17 protein-coding genes are annotated in these 17,982 nt (G+C 71.8%); 5 read left to right on the top strand and 12 right to left on the bottom strand.

From position 1 onward, the window contains the following. Window positions 1-117: 117 nt before the first annotated feature. The gene (locus NP777_RS01090; protein WP_391858450.1) at window positions 118-1,104 is read left to right on the top strand and encodes a carbohydrate ABC transporter permease; all 987 of its coding nucleotides are present in this window, start codon (window positions 118-120) and stop codon (window positions 1,102-1,104) included. Beyond that, entirely contained in the window at window positions 1,101-2,015 is a 915-nt protein-coding gene (locus NP777_RS01085; protein WP_256648065.1) for a carbohydrate ABC transporter permease, read from the top strand. The genes NP777_RS01090 and NP777_RS01085 overlap by 4 nt, the downstream gene beginning before the upstream one ends. A 27-nt stretch (window positions 2,016-2,042) precedes the next feature. Here the strand turns inward: NP777_RS01085 and NP777_RS01080 are convergent, their stop codons facing one another. From NP777_RS01080 to NP777_RS01070, 3 genes are all read right to left on the bottom strand, one after another. Continuing rightward, window positions 2,043-3,377, bottom strand: coding sequence for an NtaA/DmoA family FMN-dependent monooxygenase (locus NP777_RS01080; protein WP_256648064.1), 1,335 nt, complete (start codon window positions 3,375-3,377; stop codon window positions 2,043-2,045). Window positions 3,378-3,791: 414 nt separating this feature from the next. Continuing rightward, the gene (locus NP777_RS01075; protein WP_256648063.1) at window positions 3,792-4,901 is read right to left on the bottom strand and encodes a mandelate racemase/muconate lactonizing enzyme family protein; all 1,110 of its coding nucleotides are present in this window, start codon (window positions 4,899-4,901) and stop codon (window positions 3,792-3,794) included. A 12-nt stretch (window positions 4,902-4,913) separates the two neighbouring features. Further along, window positions 4,914-5,675 (bottom strand): creatininase family protein, encoded by a 762-nt coding sequence (locus tag NP777_RS01070; RefSeq protein ID WP_391858437.1) that lies wholly within the window; start codon window positions 5,673-5,675, stop codon window positions 4,914-4,916. Window positions 5,676-5,694: 19 nt separating this feature from the next. On the opposite strand from NP777_RS01070, the gene NP777_RS01065 reads away from it, so the two are divergent. Next, complete coding sequence (locus tag NP777_RS01065) at window positions 5,695-6,660, top strand: ROK family protein (protein WP_256648061.1); 966 nt, start codon at window positions 5,695-5,697, stop codon at window positions 6,658-6,660. On the opposite strand, the gene NP777_RS01060 is transcribed toward NP777_RS01065, so the two are convergent. Genes NP777_RS01060 through NP777_RS01040 form a run of 5 tightly spaced genes read right to left on the bottom strand, consistent with a single transcriptional unit; the run spans window position 6,647 to window position 11,652 of the window. Next, window positions 6,647-7,501 (bottom strand): ATP-binding cassette domain-containing protein, encoded by an 855-nt coding sequence (locus tag NP777_RS01060; protein ID WP_256648060.1) that lies wholly within the window; start codon window positions 7,499-7,501, stop codon window positions 6,647-6,649. The two genes, NP777_RS01065 and NP777_RS01060, sit on opposite strands and share 14 nt — an antisense overlap. Beyond that, window positions 7,498-8,307 carry an ATP-binding cassette domain-containing protein gene (locus NP777_RS01055; RefSeq protein WP_256648059.1) on the bottom strand — a complete coding sequence of 270 codons (810 nt, stop codon included), beginning with the start codon at window positions 8,305-8,307 and terminating at the stop codon, window positions 7,498-7,500. Before NP777_RS01055 ends, NP777_RS01060 begins: the two co-directional genes overlap by 4 nt. Next, window positions 8,304-9,140: an ABC transporter permease gene (locus NP777_RS01050; protein ID WP_256648058.1), complete on the bottom strand. Its 837-nt coding sequence runs from the start codon at window positions 9,138-9,140 to the stop codon at window positions 8,304-8,306. Before NP777_RS01050 ends, NP777_RS01055 begins: the two co-directional genes overlap by 4 nt. After that, entirely contained in the window at window positions 9,137-10,111 is a 975-nt protein-coding gene (locus tag NP777_RS01045) for an ABC transporter permease (protein WP_256648057.1), read from the bottom strand. The genes NP777_RS01050 and NP777_RS01045 overlap by 4 nt, the downstream gene beginning before the upstream one ends. Then, window positions 10,108-11,652 (bottom strand): ABC transporter substrate-binding protein, encoded by a 1,545-nt coding sequence (locus NP777_RS01040; RefSeq protein WP_256648056.1) that lies wholly within the window; start codon window positions 11,650-11,652, stop codon window positions 10,108-10,110. The genes NP777_RS01045 and NP777_RS01040 overlap by 4 nt, the downstream gene beginning before the upstream one ends. Before the next feature lie 80 nt (window positions 11,653-11,732). Here NP777_RS01040 and NP777_RS01035 point away from each other — a divergent pair, with 80 nt between their 5' ends. Both NP777_RS01035 and NP777_RS01030 read left to right on the top strand, forming a co-directional pair. Then, window positions 11,733-12,566: an IclR family transcriptional regulator gene (locus NP777_RS01035; protein ID WP_256648055.1), complete on the top strand. Its 834-nt coding sequence runs from the start codon at window positions 11,733-11,735 to the stop codon at window positions 12,564-12,566. Window positions 12,567-12,574: 8 nt separating this feature from the next. After that, a complete protein-coding gene (locus tag NP777_RS01030; protein ID WP_391858436.1) occupies window positions 12,575-13,789 on the top strand; it encodes a serine hydrolase domain-containing protein in 1,215 nt (404 codons plus the stop codon). A gap of 79 nt (window positions 13,790-13,868) precedes the next feature. On the opposite strand, the gene NP777_RS01025 is transcribed toward NP777_RS01030, so the two are convergent. The 4 genes from NP777_RS01025 to NP777_RS01010 form a co-directional block, all read right to left on the bottom strand. Continuing rightward, a complete protein-coding gene (locus NP777_RS01025) occupies window positions 13,869-14,837 on the bottom strand; it encodes an ABC transporter substrate-binding protein (RefSeq protein ID WP_256648054.1) in 969 nt (322 codons plus the stop codon). Window positions 14,838-14,866: 29 nt separating this feature from the next. Next, a complete protein-coding gene (locus NP777_RS01020; RefSeq protein ID WP_256648612.1) occupies window positions 14,867-15,610 on the bottom strand; it encodes an amino acid ABC transporter ATP-binding protein in 744 nt (247 codons plus the stop codon). 71 nt (window positions 15,611-15,681) lie between these two features. Next, window positions 15,682-16,653, bottom strand: a complete 972-nt coding sequence (locus NP777_RS01015) for an amino acid ABC transporter permease (RefSeq protein ID WP_256648053.1) — start codon at window positions 16,651-16,653, stop codon at window positions 15,682-15,684. Between the two features lie 102 nt (window positions 16,654-16,755). After that, the gene (locus NP777_RS01010; protein WP_256648052.1) at window positions 16,756-17,886 is read right to left on the bottom strand and encodes a pyridoxal phosphate-dependent aminotransferase; all 1,131 of its coding nucleotides are present in this window, start codon (window positions 17,884-17,886) and stop codon (window positions 16,756-16,758) included. Window positions 17,887-17,982: the final 96 nt, after the last annotated feature.

Raw genomic sequence — 17,982 nt, 5'->3', positions numbered from 1 at the left:
GGCGCACCTGACGCGCCCGGCGGGTCCGGCCCCAAGGCGGCGCCCCGCACCCCAAACACCCCGCCCGCGGGGCGCCGCCGCGGCGAAGGCGCCTGGGGCTGGCTGTTCGTCAGCCCCATGGTGCTGATCCTCGGCCTGTTCCTGGTGCTGCCGATCCTGATGGCCCTGTGGGTCAGCCTGCTGGACTGGGACGGGCAGTCCAACCCGTTCACCGGGCAGGCGAAGTTCGTGGGCCTGGACAACTACCGGACGCTGCTCACCGAGGACGGCCTCGACCGCACCCTCTTCGCGACCTCGCTGCGCAACAACGTCTACTACGTGGCGCTGACCGTGCCGCTGCAGACCGGGCTCGCGCTGGTGCTCGCGCTGATCGTCAACCAGCGGCTGCTGCGCGCCCGGGGCGCCCTGCGCACCACGTTCTTCTTCCCGTCGGTCACCAGCTCGATCGCGGTCTCCACCGTCTTCCTCTTTCTCTTCCAGGGCAGCGGTGCCGTCAACACGCTGCTGTCCTGGATCGGGGTGAAGGGCCCGAACTGGTTCGCCGACTCGCGCGGGGTGCTCTCGACGCTGCTCGGCGGCCTGGGGATCGTCGACCCCGACCACCCCCCGGGTGTGCTGGCCGACCACTCCTTCATGGGCCTTTCCTGGTACGAGTGGCTGTCCGGTCCGTCCGTCGCGATGTGCACGATCATTCTGCTGGCCGTGTGGACGACCTCCGGTACCTTCATGCTGATCTTCCTCGCGGCCCTCCAGGACATCCCGCGCGAGCTGGAGGAGGCGGCCGCCATCGAGGGCGTGAACCGCCGCCAGATGCTGCGCCACATCACGCTGCCCGCACTGCGGCCGGTGCTCTTCCTCGTCCTCACCCTGGGGACGATCGCCACCTGGCAGGTCTTCGACCAGGTGTATGTGATGGGCCAGGGCGCCCCGGGCAACACGACGCTGACGCCGGCCTTCCTGTCGTACTCGACGGCCTTCGACGACGCCGACTTCGGGCAGGGCGCGGCCATCGCCTTCATCCTGCTCGTGCTGATCCTGCTCATCACCGCCCTGCAGCGCTGGGCGCTGCGGGAGCGCGGTCCCCGCCCCGGGAGGAATCGATGAACGCCACGGCCACGGCTGCCCCCGAGGCCAGGGCCAGGGACGCGGGCCGCCCGGTGCTCGGCCGGTTCCCGCTGCCGCTGCGGGCGCTGGGATACGCGCTGGTGGTGGGGGCCGCACTGCTGTACCTGCTGCCGTTCGCGCTCCAGTTGGTGACCGGGTTCAAGACGGACCCGGATGCGGCGGCGCATCCGCTCGGACTGGTGCCCACCACCCCGACGACCGCCGCCTACCAGCGGCTGTTCGGGCTGAGCCAGGCCGGGGACGGGGTGCCGTTCCTGCGCTGGCTGGGCAACTCGACCCTGGTCGCGGTCCTGGTCACCGCCGGGCGGGTGCTGTTCGACTCGATGGCGGGGTACGCGCTGGCTCGGCTGCGTTTCCGGGGCCGCTCGCTGCTGTTCGGCTTCGTCGTCGGGGTGATGGCGGTGCCCGGGGTGGCGCTGCTGATCCCGAAGTTCCTGGTGCTGAACACGTTCGGGCTGTTCGACACCTACACCGGCATGATCCTTCCGCTGATGGTGGACGCGGCCGGGATCTTCATCATGAAGCAATTCTTCGAGTCCATCCCCCGGGAGGTCGAGGAGGCCGCGCGGGTGGACGGCGCCGGGGTGATCCGGACCTTCTGGTCGGTGGTGCTGCCGATGGCCCGGCCCGCGCTGATCACCCTGACGATCCTGTCGTTCCAGGGCTCCTGGAACGAGTTCACCCACTTCCTGGTGGCCACGCAGTCCGGCCAGTACGAGACGCTGACGACCGGGCTCGCGCGGTTTGTCTCGGGCGGACTGGGCGGCGGTACGCAGTACCCGCTGAAGCTGGCGGCGGCCCTGCTGGCGACCCTGCCGGTGGCGGCGCTGTTCTTCTGCTTCCAGCGCTACTTCGTGCAGGGGGCGAACTCGGGGGCGGTCAAGGAGTAGCCGGGCACAATGGAGTAGCCGGGCACATCAGGCTCGCGCTTCGGCGGATGTCCAGCGGTTGACGGGGACCGGCAGCCCGAGATTGCCGCGCAGGGTGTCGGCCCGGTACTCGGTGCGGTACAGCCCGCGCCTCTGGAGGATCGGGACGACGCCGTCGACGAAGAGGCCGAGGTCGTCGTCGGTGCGGAAGGCGAGGTTGATGCCGTCGAAGGCGCCGGCGGAGAACCACCGCTCGATGGTGTCGGCGACCGTCTCCGGCGCACCGACGAACGGGGCGCGCCGGAACTCGCCGATGGACTCGGCCACCTGGCGCAACGTCAGGTGCTCCGCCGTGGCGCGGGCGATGATCTTGGCGGCGCCGGTCCGGCCGCCCTTCTCGGCGAGGTGCGCCACGTCCGGGAACGGCGCGTCCAGATCGTGTGCGCCGAAGTCGTAGGCGCCGAAGGAACGGCCGAGAAGCGCGAGGTTGCGGTCGAAGTCGTCGTCCTCCTCGAAGATCTCCCGCTCCCGGCGCCGGGCCGCTTCGTCGGTCGCGGCGACGACCGGCCCGCCATGGATGAAGATCTTGATGCGCTCGGGATCGCGCCCGTGGGCGGCGGTGCGGCGCTTGATGTCGGCGTAGTACTCCCGCGCCTGCTCCAGCGAGCCGCCCGGCGCGTAGATGCCCTCGGCGACCCGCGCGGCGAGGTCGCGGCCCTCTTCGGAGACTCCGGCCTGGAAGATCACCGGCTGTCCCTGGGGCGAGCGCGAGAGGTTGAGCGGACCCGCCACCTTGAAGTGCTCGCCCTCATGGTCGAGTCGGTGCAGTTTGGCCGGGTCGAGGAACAGGTCGCGCTCGACGTCGGCGGGGAACGCGTCGTCCTCGTAGGAGTCCCACAGGCCGCGGGCGACCCGCACGAATTCCAGGGCGCGGCGGTAGCGGGTGGTGTAGTCGAGGTGTTCTTCGAGCCCGAAGTTCCGGGAGGCTCCCGTGTCGAAGCTGGTCACGACGTTCCAGCCGGCGCGGCCACCGCTGATGTGGTCGAGGGAGGCGAACCGCCGGGCCAGGTTGAAGGGCGAGTTGTACGTCGAGCTGGCCGTGCCGACCAGCCCGACGTGCCGGGTGTGGGTGGCGACCGCCGACAGCAGGGTCAGCGGCTCCAGCCGGTTGAGGTAGTGGGCCGGGTAGGTGGCGTCGATGAACTGGCTGTCGACGATGAACAGGGCGTCGAAGAGGGCGTGTTCGGCCGCCTTGGCCTGCCGGATGTAGTAGTTGATGTCGATGCTCGCGTTCTTCGCGACCCGCGGATCCTTCCACAGTCCGTGCTGGCCCGGGCCGCCGACGCCGTACGGGTGCAGCGCGAGGTGGAGCGTGCGGGACATGGGGGTCTCTCCCTGTGGTCGGTTCAGGCGTGCGGCGGCGCGCGGAGTGCCTCGCGTCCGGCCCGGTCGGCGGGCGCGGCGCGTGGCGTGGCGGCGGAGCCCAGCCGGCGGGGGAGCGGCAGGAGGCCCACTTCGGCGCGGCGGTACGGCGGTACGGCGGACGGCCGGTTCCGGCGGACCGGACCGGACCGGGGCCGGTGGGCCATGGGCGGCGGCTGGTCAGCGACAGAGCGCGCTGGAGGTGCGCCGCAGATCCACATAGCGGCACACCACACCGGGGTGCGTCGTGAGCATGCCGCAATCCTGGCGGCAGGCGTCACCGACTGTCAATGGACACCAATTGGTGTCTCATCGCGCGGGACGTTTTCTGAGCGCTGTTGACGCAGCTCGGAGCCTGATGGGCAGGGGGAGGCATCATCCCGTCAGATCGCCCTCCCGCTCGTTCACCGCCGCATAGTGCCGCAGCTTCTCCTCGTCGACGCGCACGCCCAGGCCCGGTCCCCGCGGGACGGCGAGGCTGCCGTCGATGAGCGGGATCGGGTCGGCGATGTCATCGGCGTGCAGGTAGTACATGCTGTCGATGGCGCGGCTGAGCACCGGAGTGCTGGCGACCACGGCGAGGTGGGCGGCGGTGGCGATGCCCAGCTCGCCGCCGCTGTGCAGGTTCATGCCCAGGCCGAAGGTCTCGCAGTGGGCGGCGAGGGCCTTGGTCGGCGCGATGCCGCCCCACTTGTAGACGTCGCCGTGGACGACGTCCACCGCGCCGAGCCGCACCGCCGGGGCGAAGTCCTCGAAGCGGACGACGCACATGTTCGTGCACAGCGGGATGCGTACCTTGGCCCGCACCTGGCTCATGCCCTCGATGCCGGGGCACGGGTCCTCCAGGTACTCCAGGTCCAGCTCCTCCAGCTTGATGCCCGCGCGTACCGAATCCGGCACCGACCAGGCGGCGTTGGGATCGACGCGCAGCTCGGTGTCCGGCAGCGCGGCCCGCAGCGCGCGGAGGTTGGCGACGTCGCCGTCCACATCCGTGGTGCCCTTGAGCTTGACCGCCGGGAATCCGCCCTCGGCCACCACCCGGGCGGCGTGCTCGGCGAGGGCTTCCGGGGTGGCGCCGTCGGCGCGGGTGACGAGCGCGGTGAGCGGGACGGTGTCGCGCACCGCCCCGCCGAGCAGGTCGGTGATTGAGTGGCCGGTGGCCTTGCCCATGGCGTCCCAGCAGGCGACGTCCAGGGCGGCGATGGCGGCGTAGCCGAGGTAACCGTGGAAGAACGGCACCATGTGCTGCTTGCGGTGGAAGGACTCCAGGGCGAACGGGCTGGTGCCGATGAGATCGGGCGCGAGCTTGCGGACGAGCGCGGCCACCGGCCGCCCCCACATCGTCTCGCCCCAGCCGTCCACCCCCTCGTCCGTCCGGATCCGGACCACGGTGCGGGTCTCGCCCGTCTTGGTCTCGAAAGAACTGGTGAACGGGGAGGTGAGGGGGAGGTTCACGACCCGGACGTCGACGTGTGTGACCTTCATGTACGAGGCTCCTCAGATGGCACCGGGGGCGGTTGCTTCGGCGAATGCCCGGATCGCCCGGGCCAGTTCGGCGGCGCGGGCGGACAGCTCGCCCGGGTCGGGGCGAGCCGTGGACGGGTCGTCGGTCATCCCGCCCACCCGTGCCCACTCGCCGTGCCGCTCGGCGGTGAGGCCGGGGTGCGGCGGGGCGTCGAAGAGCGGCGGGGCACCGGCGGGACGGTGTGGCTCGATCGGGGTACGGACCAGGTCCGGGTGGGCGGCGAGCATGAGGGAGGTCTCGTAGCGGCCGGCGTGCCCGGGGTTCTCCGACGCCTCGCCGAGGCTCCAGTAGGAGCAGGCCGCGAACGTGCCCTCGGCACGCAGCGCGTGTTCCTTGACCGCCAGGCGCATGATCTCGTCATTGCCACCATGGCCGTTGACGATCAGGACGCGGTGGAAGCCGCTCGCGGTGAGGGAGCGCAGGATGTCGGCGAGGACCGCCGCCAGGGTGCCCGCCGACAGCGACACCGCGGCCGCGAAGAGATGGTGCGGACTGTGCCCGTACGGCAGGGCGGGCAGCCGCACGACCGGCGGCCCGGCGTCCGCCAGCAGCTCGGCCGCCCGGTCCACCACCGCCGTGACCAGCAGCGTGTCGGTGCCCATCGGCAGGTGGCCGGCGTGCTGTTCCTGCGAGCCGATGGGCAGCAGGGCGATGGCGTCCGCGCCCGCGGCCCGGGCCTCGCGCCAGGTGAGTTCGGTCAGCCGGAGCACTGTGGTACTACCTCCTGGGTTCATGGCGTGGCAGAGTCTGCGCATGGCCGCACTCGCCCCCGACGGCGGACGCCCCCGGCTCCGCTTGGTGCCCGATCCTCCGGTCGCTCCCGCACGCCCGCTGCTGGGCGCCGTGGAGGTGGTGCCCGGACAGGTGCGCGCGGCGCTGGTCGACCACTCCGGCGAACTGCTGCGGCGCGCCGCGGCCGGCTTCGACCCGGCGGCGCGGGAGGCGGCCGGGGTGGACGCGGCGGTGCGGCAGGCCGCCCGGGAGTGCTTCGACGGGCGTGAGCTGACCGGGGTCGGAGTGGCCGCGGCCGGTCTCGTGGACCCGGAGCGGGGCACCTTCATCGAGGTCAACGACGTCCCGGCGCTGCGCGGCTACCCGGTCGCGGAGGTGCTGCGGCGGACGCTGGGGGTGCCGGTGTACGTCGAGCACCGGGCCCGGCTCCAGGTGCTGGGCGACCGGTGGTTCGGCGCGGGCCGGGGCCTTCGGTCCTTCGCCTCGGTGTCCACCGGCGAGGTGCTGGGCGTCGGGGTGTTCCTCGGCGGCGAGTTGCTGGCCCCGCACGGTGGCCGCAGCGGGGCCCATATGACGGTGCTGGCCGGTGGCGAGCCGTGCACCTGCGGGGCGCGCGGCTGCTGGAAGACCGTGGCCACGACGCGCTGGCTGCGGCGGCGGGCGCAGGCGGAGGGGCTGGGCACCGGAATGACGCTCGAGGCGCTGGTACGACGTGGGGACGGCGGCCGGCCGATGGTCGAGGAGTACGCCGACAACCTCGCGCTCGGCCTGGTCAACATCCAGCAGCTCTTCGCCCCCGGTCTGTTCGTGCTGCACGGCGAGGCCGTCGACGGCGGAGAGGGGTTCCGGGCCCGGGTCGAGGAGCGGCTGCGCCGGGACAGCGGCTGGTCGACGGCCGCCCCGCCGCGGGTGGTGCTGGGCGAGCCGGGCCGCCCGGACGACGTGGCGCTGCTCGGGGGCGCGGGGCTGGTCCTCACGCACCGCTAGCCCCGCTCCCGGTCCTGGTCCGGTACGCGTCGGGGCGTGGCACGGCGGCCAGCAGTTCGCGGGTGTACGGGTGCCGGGGCGCGCCCAGCACGGCGGCGGTCTCCCCGCACTCGACCACCCTGCCGCGCCGCAGCACCGCCACCCGGTCGGCGATCCGCTGGACCACGGCGAGGTTGTGCGAGACGAACACGTAGGTCAGGCCGTGCTCTCGCTGCAACTCGGCCAGCAGATCGAGGACCTGGGACTGGACGGAGACATCGAGGGCGCTGGTCGGCTCGTCGAGCACCACCAGCCGCGGCGAGGACGCCAGCGACCGGGCGATGGAGACGCGCTGGCGCTGCCCGCCGGAGAACTCGTGCGGGTACCGGTCCTGCAACCGCGCCGGCAGCCCGACCGACTCCAGCAACTCGCCGACCCGCTCCCGCAGCCGCGCCCGGGAGCGCCGTCCGCGGTAGGTGACGTCATGGGTGACCAGCGGCTCGGCCACGATATCGGTGACTCTCATGCGCGGATTCATGCTCGAGTACGGATCCTGGAGCACGACCTGGATCCCGGCCCGCAGCGCACGCATCTCGGCGGGCGAGAGTGCGGCGAGGTCGTGGCCCTCGAAGCGGACGGCCCCGGCGGTGGGGTCCAGCAGGCCCAGCAGCAACCGGGTCAGGGTCGTCTTCCCGGAGCCGGACTCGCCGACGAGGGCGAGGGTCTCGCCGTCCTCGACGGTGAGGGTGACATCGTCGACGGCGAGGGTTCGGGTGGCGCCGGGTCCGGTGAACTCCTTTGACAGAGCGTCGAGTTCGAGCAGTGGCCGCATCGCGGGCGTCTTCGTCCCGGCGGTCGTCATGAGGTGGGCTCCAGTCGCGGGGTGGCGGCCAGCAGGTCGCGGGTGTACTGCTGCCGGGGCGTTTCGAAGACCTCGGCGACGGTGCCGTGCTCCACGACCCGGCCGGCGTTCATCACCACGACCCGGTCGGCGGTCTCCGCGACCACTCCGAGGTCGTGGGTGACCAGCACCACCGCCATTCCGTGCCGGGCGCGCAGCTCGGCGATGAGGTCCAGGATCTGCCGCTGCACGGTGACGTCCAGGGCGGTGGTCGGCTCGTCGGCGATGAGCACCCGCGGCCGTCCGACCAGCGCCGTCGCGATCATCACGCGCTGACGCAGCCCGCCGGACAGCTCGTGCGGGTACTGCCGCGCCCGCAGCTCCGGATCCGGGATGCCGACCTCGTCCAGCGCCCGTACCGCCTCCGTCCGGGCCCCGGCGCGCGAGGCCCCGCGGTGCGTGCGCAGCACCTCGGCCACCTGGTTGCCGACCCGCTGCAGCGGGTCGAGGCTGGTCATCGGGTCCTGGAAGACCATCGCGACGTCGTTGCCGCGCACCTCGCGCAACCGCTTCTCCGGCAGCGCGAGCAGGTCGCGGCCGTCGAGAAGGATCTCGCCGCCGGAGTAGACGCACGGCGGCTCGGGGTTGAGCCGCAGCGCGGCGAGCATGGTGGCCGACTTGCCGCTGCCGGATTCGCCGACGACGGCCAGGGTCTCTCCGGCGTGTGCCGCCAGGCTCACGCCGCGCACGGCGTGCACGGGGCCGGTGGCGAGCCGGAAGTCGACGTGCAGATCGCGGATCTCGAGCACGGGAGCATGTGTGGTCATCGGCGGTACGCCTTCGGGTCCGCGACGTCGCGCAGCGCGTCGCCGGTGATGTTGATGGCCAGGGAGGTGAGCATCAGCGCCAGTCCGGGGAAGACCGCGACCCACCACGAGGTGCCGAGATAGAGCTGGCCGTCGGCGAGCATCGAGCCCCAGGTGACGGTGTCCTTGGGCACGCCGAGACCGAGGTAGCTGAGCGAGGCCTCGGCGACGATGGCCGCCGCGATGTGCAGGGTGGCGATGGTGGCCAGGTGCGGCAGGACGTTGGGGAGCAGATGGCGGCGCATGATGGTGAGGTCGGTGACCCCGGTCGCCCGTGCCTGGGTCACATAGTCCCGGGTGCGCAGCGACAACACCTCGGAGCGGACCACGCGGGCGTACGCCACCCAGCCGGTGAAGCCGAGCACCAGGACGACGTTCCACAGCCCGGAGCCGAGGAAGCCGACGATGGCGAGCGCCAGCAGCAGCGAGGGGAAGGCGAGCTGGATGTCGGCGAAGCGCATCAGTATCCGGTCCGGCCATCCGCCGCGGAAGCCGGCGAACAGCCCGCACACCGCCCCCGCCACACCCGCGAGCAGCGCCGCCCCGATGCCGACGAGGAGCGAGACCCGGGAGCCGTAGATGACGCGGGACAGCACATCGCGGCCGAGCTGATCGGTGCCCAGCGGGTGGGCGAGGCTGCCGCCGCCCTCCCAGGCCGGGGGTGTGAGCCGGGCGAGGAGCTGCTGCTTGGCCGGGTCGTCCGGGGCGAGCAGCGGTGCGAAGACGGCGGCGATCACCAGCAGCGCGAGGACGCAGAGGGCGGCCAGGGCGAGCCGGTTGCGTATGACGGTCACGATTGGGCCCGCACTCTCGGGTCGAGGAGGCTGTAGGAGAGGTCGACCAGCAGGTTGACGATCACGAAGGCGGCGGCGAAGAACAGGACGGCCGCCTGCACCAGCGGGAAGTCCCGGTGTGAGATGGCCTCCACGGTCAGCCGTCCGATGCCCGGCCAGGAGAAGACCTGCTCGGTGAGGATCGCTCCGCCGAGCAGTCCGCCGAACTCCAGGCCGATCACGGTGACGGTCGGCAGCGAGGCGTTGCGCAGCCCGTGCGCGAGCACCACCTTCGCCGGGCCGAGCCCCTTGGCCTTCGCGGTGCGGATGTGGTCCGAGCCGAGGACGTCGATGAGTGAGGAGCGCAGCAGGCGGGCGATGACCGCGATGGAGTAGACGGACAGGGTGACGGCCGGCAGCACCAGATGCGCGAAGGTGCCGTAGCCGGAGGCCGGGAGCACCTTGAGCCGCACCGAGAAGAGCAGGATCAGCAGGATGCCGACCCAGAACGGCGGGGTGGACTGGCCGAGCAGCACCGCGGTCATCACGCCCGTGTCGCCGGCCCGGCCGCGGCGCGTCGCGGCGTAGATCCCGGCGGGGATGGCGATGACGAGGCTCAGCACCAGGGCGCCGGCGGCGAGTTCGAGGGTGGCCGGGACGCGGTCGGCGATGACCTGGCCGACCGGCTCGTGGTAGACGAGCGAGTCGCCGAGGTCGAGCCGGAGCAGTCCCCACAGGAAGTCGCCGTACTGCGCGATCAGGGGCTGGTCGAGGCCGAGTTGGGAGCGCAGCGTGGCCTCCTGGGCGGCGGTGGCGTCCGGGGGCAGCAGCTGCTTGACCGGGTCGCCGGAGAGCCGTACCAGAACAAAGGCCAGGGTGGCGGCCGCGAAGAGCACGCCGACGGCGGTGGCGAGGCGGACCAGGACATGGCGGAGGAGGCCGGACTTCGGTCTCCGGACGGTGGCCGTCGGCTGGACGGAGGCGGCCGTCATGTCCTCACCTCCGCGCTCTCCATGGCCAGCGAGCCGTTGACGACCGGTGTCCAGCGCACCCGGGTGGTCCGGGCGAGGATGATGTCCTGCTGGTAGAGCGGTACGAACGGGGCCTCGCGTTTGATCAGCCGCTGGAGCGCGGTGAACGCGCGCTGCCGGTCTTCGGGGTCCATGGACAGCTCCTCGGCGTCGATGAGCCGGTCGGCCTCCTTCGACACCCACCGGCTCTGCCGACGGTCATGGCGCACGTTCGACTGCACCATGGACGCGCCGTCGAGCGTCCAGGCGGTGGAGGCGGCCAGGTAGATGGGGCCGAGCGCGTGCCGGTTGTCGGAGGTGAGGCGGGCGGAGAAGGTGCCGGGGTCGAGCAGATCGACGCGGGCCCGGATGCCGGCGCGGTCGAGCAGGCCGGAGATGGCCTCGGCGACCTGGGCGTCGTCGTTGGAGGCGGCGAGCGTGGTGGTGAGGCCGTGCGGGTGGCCGGCCTCGGCGAGCAGCCGCCGGGCGGTGCGTACCGAGCGCCGGAAGGGCTCGATCGACCCGTCGAAGCCGACGACGCCGCGCGGCAGCATGGCGGGCACCTCGCGCGCCTTGCCGTCCAGTACGGCCTTGATGAGCAGCGGCACGTCGACGGCGTGGTTGAGCGCCTGCCGCACGCGGCGGTCGCGCAGCGGCCCGGAGGTGGTGTCGAGGTTGAGGTACGCGGTCCTGACGCCCCGGTGGCTCTCCAGCTCCACGCCCGCGTAGCCGGACAGCTGCCGGGCGGCGTCCGGGGTGAGCCCGGTGACCAGGTCGACCTCGTCGCTCTGCAACGCGGCCAGCGCGGAGGCGGGGTTGGGCAGCGCGCGGAAGACGAGGCGGTCGGCCCCGGGGGAGCCGTGGAAGTGGCGGTGGTTGGCGCGCAGCCGTAGCTCGCGATCGCGCCGGAAGGATTGGAAGACGAACGGCCCGGTGCCGACCGGCCGCTTGGCGAAGGCGGCGTCGCCGACGTCGGCGAGGTACTTCGGCGGCACGATCACGCCGCCGAAGAGCGACAGCTTCGCGGGCAGGATCGGGTCGTGCAGCGTGGTGTGCACATCCACGGTGTGGCGGTCGACCACGCGGACCGAGGTCACATACCGCAGCTCGACGATCGGCGACCGCGTCTTCGGGTCGAGGACCCGCTCGATGGAGAACTTGACGGCGTCGGCGTCGAACTCCTCCCCGTTGTGGAAGCGCACGCCTCTCCGGAGGCGGAAGCGCCACACGGTCCTGGAGCGGGGCTCCCAGGAGGTGGCGAGCCGGGCGGCGAGCCGGCCGCGGACATCCCGGGTGGTGAGGGTGTCGAAGATGTTGATCAGGACGTTCATGGAGACCATGTCGCCCTGCTTGTGCGGATCGAGCGTGGTGGGGTCGGTCGGCTGCGCCACCCGGAGGGTGCCGTCGCCGCCCGCGCCCACGGCCGTTCCGCATCCGGTGAGCGCTGTCGGCGCGGCGATGACGGGGAGTGCGAGCCCGCCCAGCCGAAGGGCCCTACGGCGCGACAGTGATGGAGGAGTCACGATCTGCCCTCCGCGTGATGTTCCATTGAACAGTTCGTCCGTTCCGGGAGCCGGAACGATGATGCGTTAAGCTAGGCGACATGCCGAAGCCGGTCAATACCTCCGTCTCCCGCCGTGAGGAGCCGCCCGCCGCCTCGACGGGTCCCGTGGACAAGGCACTCGCGGTGCTGGACGCGCTGGTCCAGCCCGACGCCCCGCACCGCCTGGCCGACCTCGCCGCCCGCACGGGGCTGCCGAAGCCGACCGTCCACCGCCTGCTGCACACCTTCGCCGAGGCCGGGTACGCGGTCCCGGGCCCCGGCGGCAACTACCAGGCCGGGCCGCGCCTGCTCGGGCTCGCCGCCACGGCGCTGGCCGCCAGCAGCGAGCTGCGGCTGGCCCGCCCGGTCCTGGACGACCTGCGGCTGCGCACCGGCCACTTGGCCCACTTCTCGGTTCGGGACGGCGCCGTGGCGGTGCATGTGACGCAGTCGGAGCCGTCGTCCACGTACCGCATGCCGCTGACCGCGGGCGGCGAAGTCCCGCTGTACTGCTCGGCGGTGGGGTGGGCGATGTTGTCGGCCCTGCCGTCACCCGCGGCGGCGGAGCTGCTGGGCGGCGAGCCGCTCCCGGCCCGTACGTCACGGACGGTGCGGGACCCGGGGGCGGTGCTCGCCGCGCTGCCCACCGTGCGCGAGCGAGGCTACGCGGTCGACGACGAATACGCGGAGCAGGACGTCCGCGCCATCGCGGCCCCGGTGCTGGGGCCGGGCGACCGGGTCGCCGGCGCGGTCGGCATCGTCGGACTGACGTTCACGCTGGACGAGGAGAGCGTGGCGGTGCTGGGGCCGATGGTGCGGGCCGCCGCCGGCACGGTGTCGGCGGCGTTGCGCGGCGGGACGGGGCCGCTGGGGATCGTGCGGGGTCAGGAGTGAGCGGGGCGGTGGGCGGCCGGATCACACCGGGGGCGGAGCGTAGGGGAACGGCCCGCCGGCCCCCGGCGGACCGGCCGGCACGGCTCGAGGCGCTCCTGGCGGCCGGCCGCCGGGCCGGGATCTACTCCGCGGCCGCGTGGTCGGTCGGCACCGCGGCCGGGCGGGAGACACACGGGCACCTGGGCACACGTCGTTGGGGCGGGGCGGAGCTGGACGGCACCGAGCTGTGGGATCTGGCCTCGGTGACGAAACCGATCGTGGGCCTGGCCGCGCTCCGGCTGGCGGAGACGGGAGCGCTCCGGCTGGACGACCCGGTCGGCGCGTATCTGCCGGAGTACCGCCGGGTGCCGGGCAAGGCGGACATCACCGTCACCCAACTGCTCACCCATACCTCCGGTCTGCCCGGCGGCACCCCGCTCTGGCGCACGCACTCCGACCGGGACGGACTGCTGACCGCCCTCCGCGGGCTACCGCTCCGCGGGGCGCCGGGCACGGTGGTGGAGTACTCCTCCGCGGGCTTCGTCCTGCTCGGCCTGATCCTCGAACAGGCCACCGCCACCGGCCTGGACGAGCTGGTGGCGAAGCAGGTGTGCGAGCCGCTCGGCATGCGCGAGACGGTCTTCGCACCCGGCCCGGCGGCCCGTGACCGCGCGGTCTCCACGGAGCTGTGCACCTGGCGCGGCCGCCTGGTGACCGGCCAGGTGCACGATGAGAACGCGGTGGTGCTCGGCGGAGTCTGCGGCCACGCCGGCCTGTTCGCACCGCTGGCGGACATGGACCGGCTGGGCCGGGTGCTCGCGGCGGGCGGCGACGGCCTGCTGAGCGCGCCCGGCTTCGCCCGTATGACCGCCTGCCATACGGAGGGCCTTCCGCTGCGCCGCTGCCTCGGCTGGCAGGGGCGGGACGCGGTGGGGTCGCCGGTCGGTACGGCGATGGGGCCGTCCTCGTACGGCCACACGGGCTTCACGGGGACGAGCCTGTGGGTGGAGCCGGCGGTGGACGGGGCAGAGGCGGACGGGGCGGGAGCGGACGGGGCAGAGGCGGACAGGGCGGGAACGGACGGGGCGGGAGCGGAAGGCCGCTACTACGTCCTCCTCACCAACCGCGTCCACCCCAGCCGTGACCCCCGCCGCTTCCCGGCGGTCCGCCGCGCCTTCCACCACCACGCGGCGGCCCTCGTCCGCCGCGGTCCGGCTCAGCCGCGGCGTCCGGTAGCCCCATGAGCCGGCAGATCGTTGGGGGAAGCCGTGGCCACCCACGAGCCGCGCGCCGTCTCGGACGCCGTGACCGACGCGCGGAAGCTCACTTCTTCTCGATCGGCAGACCGGGCGGGTTGAGCCGCGAGGTGCTCACCGCGTCGCTGGTGAGATCCCAGCGCGCCAGGATCTTCCCGTAGACGCCCTTCTTGATCAGGTAGTTGATCGCGTCGTTGAGCGGCTTGCCGAGGCCGTTGTCCTTCTTGGTGGTCGCGGCGATCAGGCCCTCCAGACCTTTCCCGGCTCCGATGATGTCGCCGACGACCTGGGTCTGGCCGGAGGTCCTGGCGTGGTACTGGGCCTCGGGGTTGGGATGGAGATAGGCGTCGATCTGGCCGGACTGGAGGGCCAGATAGCAAGCCGATTCGTCCTGGTAGTACTTCACGTTGACGGCCTTGCGGCCCGCCTTGACGTTCTGGGCGCTCCAGTCCAGCAGGGCCTTCTCCTCACTGGTCCCGGTGGGCACGGCGATGGTCCTGCCCGCCACGTCCTTGGGGCCGGTGACGCGCCACGTCGCGCCCTTCTTGGCCTCGAACGCCTGCGCGTCCTTGCGGTAGGTGGCCATGTCGTACTTCTGCTTGCGCAGTTCGGTGACGGTGATGTTGGTGACGCCGACGTCGTACTTGCCGCTGTCCAGACCGACGAAGACCTGCTCGAAGGAGACCGGGTTGTAGTGCGCCTTGAGGCCGAACACCGAGGCGATCGCGTACGCCATGTCCGTTTCCACGCCGATGAGGGTCTTGTTGTCGGTGGCGAAGAAGGTGAGCGGTGCGGTGCTCCCCTTGGAGTTGCCGATTTCGAGGGTGCCCCGGGACCGGATGGCCGCGGGTACCTCGGCGGCGATGGAGTCGACCTTGGGCGCCGCGTAGCGGTTCTGGTGCGGGCCGGTGTTGAAGGGCTCCTTGGACGCCGATCCGGATGCGTCCTTGGACGGGCCGCCGCAGGCGCTCAGGGTGAGCGCGGCGGCGATGGCCAGGGTGCACGCGGTGAGCTTGGGGCGGGTGAGTATGGACATGGTGGTCCTGTCTTTCAGAAGAAATGGGGTCAGAGGACCTTCGAGAGGAAGGTGCGGGTGCGCTCGTGCCGAGGGGAGTCGAGCACGTCGGCCGGTGTCCCCTGCTCGACGATCCGGCCGTCGTCCATGAAGACCACGGTGTCGGCGACCTCACGGGCGAACCCGATCTCATGGGTGACGACGATCATGGTGGTGCCGGCGCGTGCCAGATCCTTGATCACATCCAGCACCTCGCCGACCAGCTCCGGGTCGAGGGCGGAGGTGGGCTCGTCGAAGAGCAGCACCTTGGGTTCCAGGGCGAGCGCGCGAGCGATGGCGATGCGCTGCTGCTGGCCGCCGGACAGCTGCCCGGGGTAGGCGGTCGCCTTGTCGCGCAGGCCCACTCGCTCCAGCAGCCGCCCGGCGCGCTCCTGGGCCCGGGTACGCGGCACGCCCAGGGCGGAGACGGGCGCCTCGACCAGGTTCTCCTCCACCGTGAGATGCGGGAAGAGATTGAAGTTCTGGAAGACGAAGCCGATGTGGGTGCGCTGACGCAGCACCTCGCGCTCGCGCAGTTCGTGCAGCCTGTCGCCGACCCGCCGGTAGCCGATCAGTTCGCCGTCGATGGTGACGGTGCCGCGCTTGACCTTCTCCAGGTGGTTGATGCAGCGCAACAGCGTGGACTTGCCCGATCCGGAGGGGCCCAGCACAACGGTCACCTCGCCCACGTGGACCTGGAGATCGACCCCCTTGAGCACCTCGACCAGGCCGTAGTTCTTATGGACGTCGCGTATGTCGACGACGACCCGGGCGGGATCGGCCGCGGCATCGCCGGGACGGCGGCCGGCGGAAGGCGATGTCGTGGTCACCGCGGGGTCCCTTCATCCGCGGCAGCCGCGCGGAGGTCGCGGATGGCGAGGCGCACCCGCTCGACGGGGGTCGGCGGCAGCACCCGCGTCGTGCCCTTGGCGAAGCGCCGCTCGACGTAGTACTGGAAGATCGTGAGGAGGGTGGTCAGCAGGACGTACCAGACGGTCGCGACGAGCAGCATGGGCACGATGCGGGAAGTGCGCCCGTAGATGACCTGGACGGTGTAGAAGAGCTCCATGATCGCCATCACGGAGACGATCGAGGTGTTCTTGAACAGCGAGATCAGCTGGTTGGCCGCGTTGGGCGCGATGGTCCGCATGGCCTGCGGCAGCACGATGCGCATCAGCTGACGGCGCCTGGGGATCCCGAGCGCGGCGGCGGCCTCCAGCTGACCGTGGCTGACGGACAGCACGCCGGCACGGACGATCTCCGAGGCGAAGGCGGCCTCGTTGACCGAGAGCGCGATGACGGCCGCACTCACCGAGCTGACCAGATGGGTGGTGCTGAAGGAGAAGAACTCCGGCCCGAACGGCACCCCGATGCTCAGACGCGAGTACAGGTAGGAGATGTTGAACCAGAAGAGCACCTGCACCAGCAGTGGCACGGAGCGCACGACCCAGACGTAGGCGTAGGCGGTCACTCGCAGCAGGGGGTTGGGGGAGAGCCGCATGAAGGCCAGCACCATGCCGCCCGCGAAGCCCGCCACCGCGGCGTAGAAGGTGAGCTCGATGGTCAGCCATACGCCGTGCAGAACGCTCGGGTCGAAGAAGTACTGCCGGAAGGTCGCCCACTCCAGGCCGGGGTTGGTGACCAGGGCATGCACCAACTGCGCCACCAGGACGAGGGCGATGGCCACGGCCACCCATCGGCCCGGGTGCCGGACGGGGACGATCTTGAGGGGTCCGGACCGCTCGGCACCGCTGTCCGGTGGCGCGAGCGAGGCTTCGCCGTCAGTGGTCGTGGTCATGATGACGTCTCCGGTTCAGCGCTGAGTTCGGGGAGCCCGGACAGGCGGAGCAGACGGTGGAACACGGTGCGGGGACCAACGCCCGCCGGTCGGGCGGGCACATCAAGCGGCCCGGCCGTCGAGGAGTTCGGCCATGGTCGACAGTCCGCGGCGCAGGTCTTCCTCCGCGATGGCGAAACTCAGCCGCAGATGTCCCGGAGCCCCGAAAGAGGCACCGGGCACGGTGATGACGCCGGCGTCCAGGAGACGGTCCGCCACGGTGACGTCGTCGGGGGCGAACGCGCGGATGTCGGGGAAGACGTAGAACGCGCCGTCAGGAGGCGTCCGGAACAGCCCGAGAGGCTCCAGTACGGCCTGGCACGCCGTCAGCCGGTCGCGGAGGACCGCCCGGAATTCGGCCGTCACATCCGGTCCGGTGAGGGCGGCGAGAGCGGCCGCCTGCGCGATGCGGCCGACGTTCGAGGTGGTATGGGACTGGACGGCGGCAGCCGCGTCGATGACCTTCTTCGGGCCCGACATCCAGCCCACCCGCCAGCCCGTCATGGCGTACGACTTGGACACACTGCCGACTGTGATGAGTCGGTCGCTCACCCCCGGCTCGACCTGGCCCGGTGCGGGGACGGGCCGGAAGCCGAGGTCGACATAGGTCTCGTCCGAGACGATCCAGACGCCGTGCTCCGCCGCCCACGTGAGGAGTGCGCGCAGCTCCGACGCGTCGTAGACCATTCCCGTCGGGTTGTTCGGTGAACACAGCACCATCGCCCGGGTGGACGGGGTCCGAGCCGCCTCCAGATTGTCCGGGGTGATCTTCAGCTCGCCGGCGGACGGCTGGACGATCACCGGACTGCCGCCCGCCAGCCGGACCGAGGACGGGAAGGTCACCCAGTACGGCGCCGGGATCAGCACCTCGTCCCCAGGCTCGAGCAGCGCCATGAACGTGTTGAACAATGCCTGTTTCGCGCCATTGGTGACCAGTACGTTCGAGTCGTCGAGGGCTGTCGTGGTCCTCGGGGCGAGCCGGTTGGCGATCGCCTGACGCAGGCGGGTCTCGCCGCCGGTCGGCCCGTAGCGGTGGTTCTCCGGCCTGCGCGCGGCGTCGATGGCCGCGGTGACGACGTGGGCGGGGGTCGGCAGGTCGAGTTCGCCTGCCGAGAAGTCGAAGACTTGGACGCCCTCACGTCGCAGTCTCGCGGCGCGTTGGCGCAGGGCGGCGGTCGGCGAAAGGGTGATCACGGGGTGTTCCTCGTTTCCGGAGTTGATCGGCCGCCCGGAGGCGGCGGACGCAAGGCGCTGGTGTGCGGGGTGGCTGCCGCGCCGGTGCCGGTGGGC

Origin of the sequence: Streptomyces rugosispiralis, from assembly GCF_024505145.1 — a bacterium.
Lineage (GTDB): Bacteria > Actinomycetota > Actinomycetes > Streptomycetales > Streptomycetaceae > Streptomyces > Streptomyces rugosispiralis.
Note: the sequence above shows the minus strand (reverse complement) of the source record. Positions and strands in the feature narration are given on the sequence as shown.

What these genes read in the sequence shown, in the direction of transcription:
- NP777_RS01045 (WP_256648057.1), bottom strand. Translation starts at nt 10,111, where the DNA reads ATGACGGCCGCCTCCGTCCAGCCGACGGCCACCGTCCGGAGACCGAAG.
- NP777_RS01025 (WP_256648054.1), bottom strand. Translation starts at nt 14,837, where the DNA reads ATGTCCATACTCACCCGCCCCAAGCTCACCGCGTGCACCCTGGCCATC.
- NP777_RS01090 (WP_391858450.1), top strand. Translation starts at nt 118, where the DNA reads ATGGTGCTGATCCTCGGCCTGTTCCTGGTGCTGCCGATCCTGATGGCC.
- NP777_RS01015 (WP_256648053.1), bottom strand. Translation starts at nt 16,653, where the DNA reads ATGACCACGACCACTGACGGCGAAGCCTCGCTCGCGCCACCGGACAGC.
- NP777_RS01065 (WP_256648061.1), top strand. Translation starts at nt 5,695, where the DNA reads ATGGCCGCACTCGCCCCCGACGGCGGACGCCCCCGGCTCCGCTTGGTG.
- NP777_RS01085 (WP_256648065.1), top strand. Translation starts at nt 1,101, where the DNA reads ATGAACGCCACGGCCACGGCTGCCCCCGAGGCCAGGGCCAGGGACGCG.
- NP777_RS01035 (WP_256648055.1), top strand. Translation starts at nt 11,733, where the DNA reads ATGCCGAAGCCGGTCAATACCTCCGTCTCCCGCCGTGAGGAGCCGCCC.
- NP777_RS01055 (WP_256648059.1), bottom strand. Translation starts at nt 8,307, where the DNA reads ATGACCACACATGCTCCCGTGCTCGAGATCCGCGATCTGCACGTCGAC.
- NP777_RS01080 (WP_256648064.1), bottom strand. Translation starts at nt 3,377, where the DNA reads ATGTCCCGCACGCTCCACCTCGCGCTGCACCCGTACGGCGTCGGCGGC.
- NP777_RS01060 (WP_256648060.1), bottom strand. Translation starts at nt 7,501, where the DNA reads ATGACGACCGCCGGGACGAAGACGCCCGCGATGCGGCCACTGCTCGAA.
- NP777_RS01070 (WP_391858437.1), bottom strand. Translation starts at nt 5,675, where the DNA reads ATGAACCCAGGAGGTAGTACCACAGTGCTCCGGCTGACCGAACTCACC.
- NP777_RS01075 (WP_256648063.1), bottom strand. Translation starts at nt 4,901, where the DNA reads ATGAAGGTCACACACGTCGACGTCCGGGTCGTGAACCTCCCCCTCACC.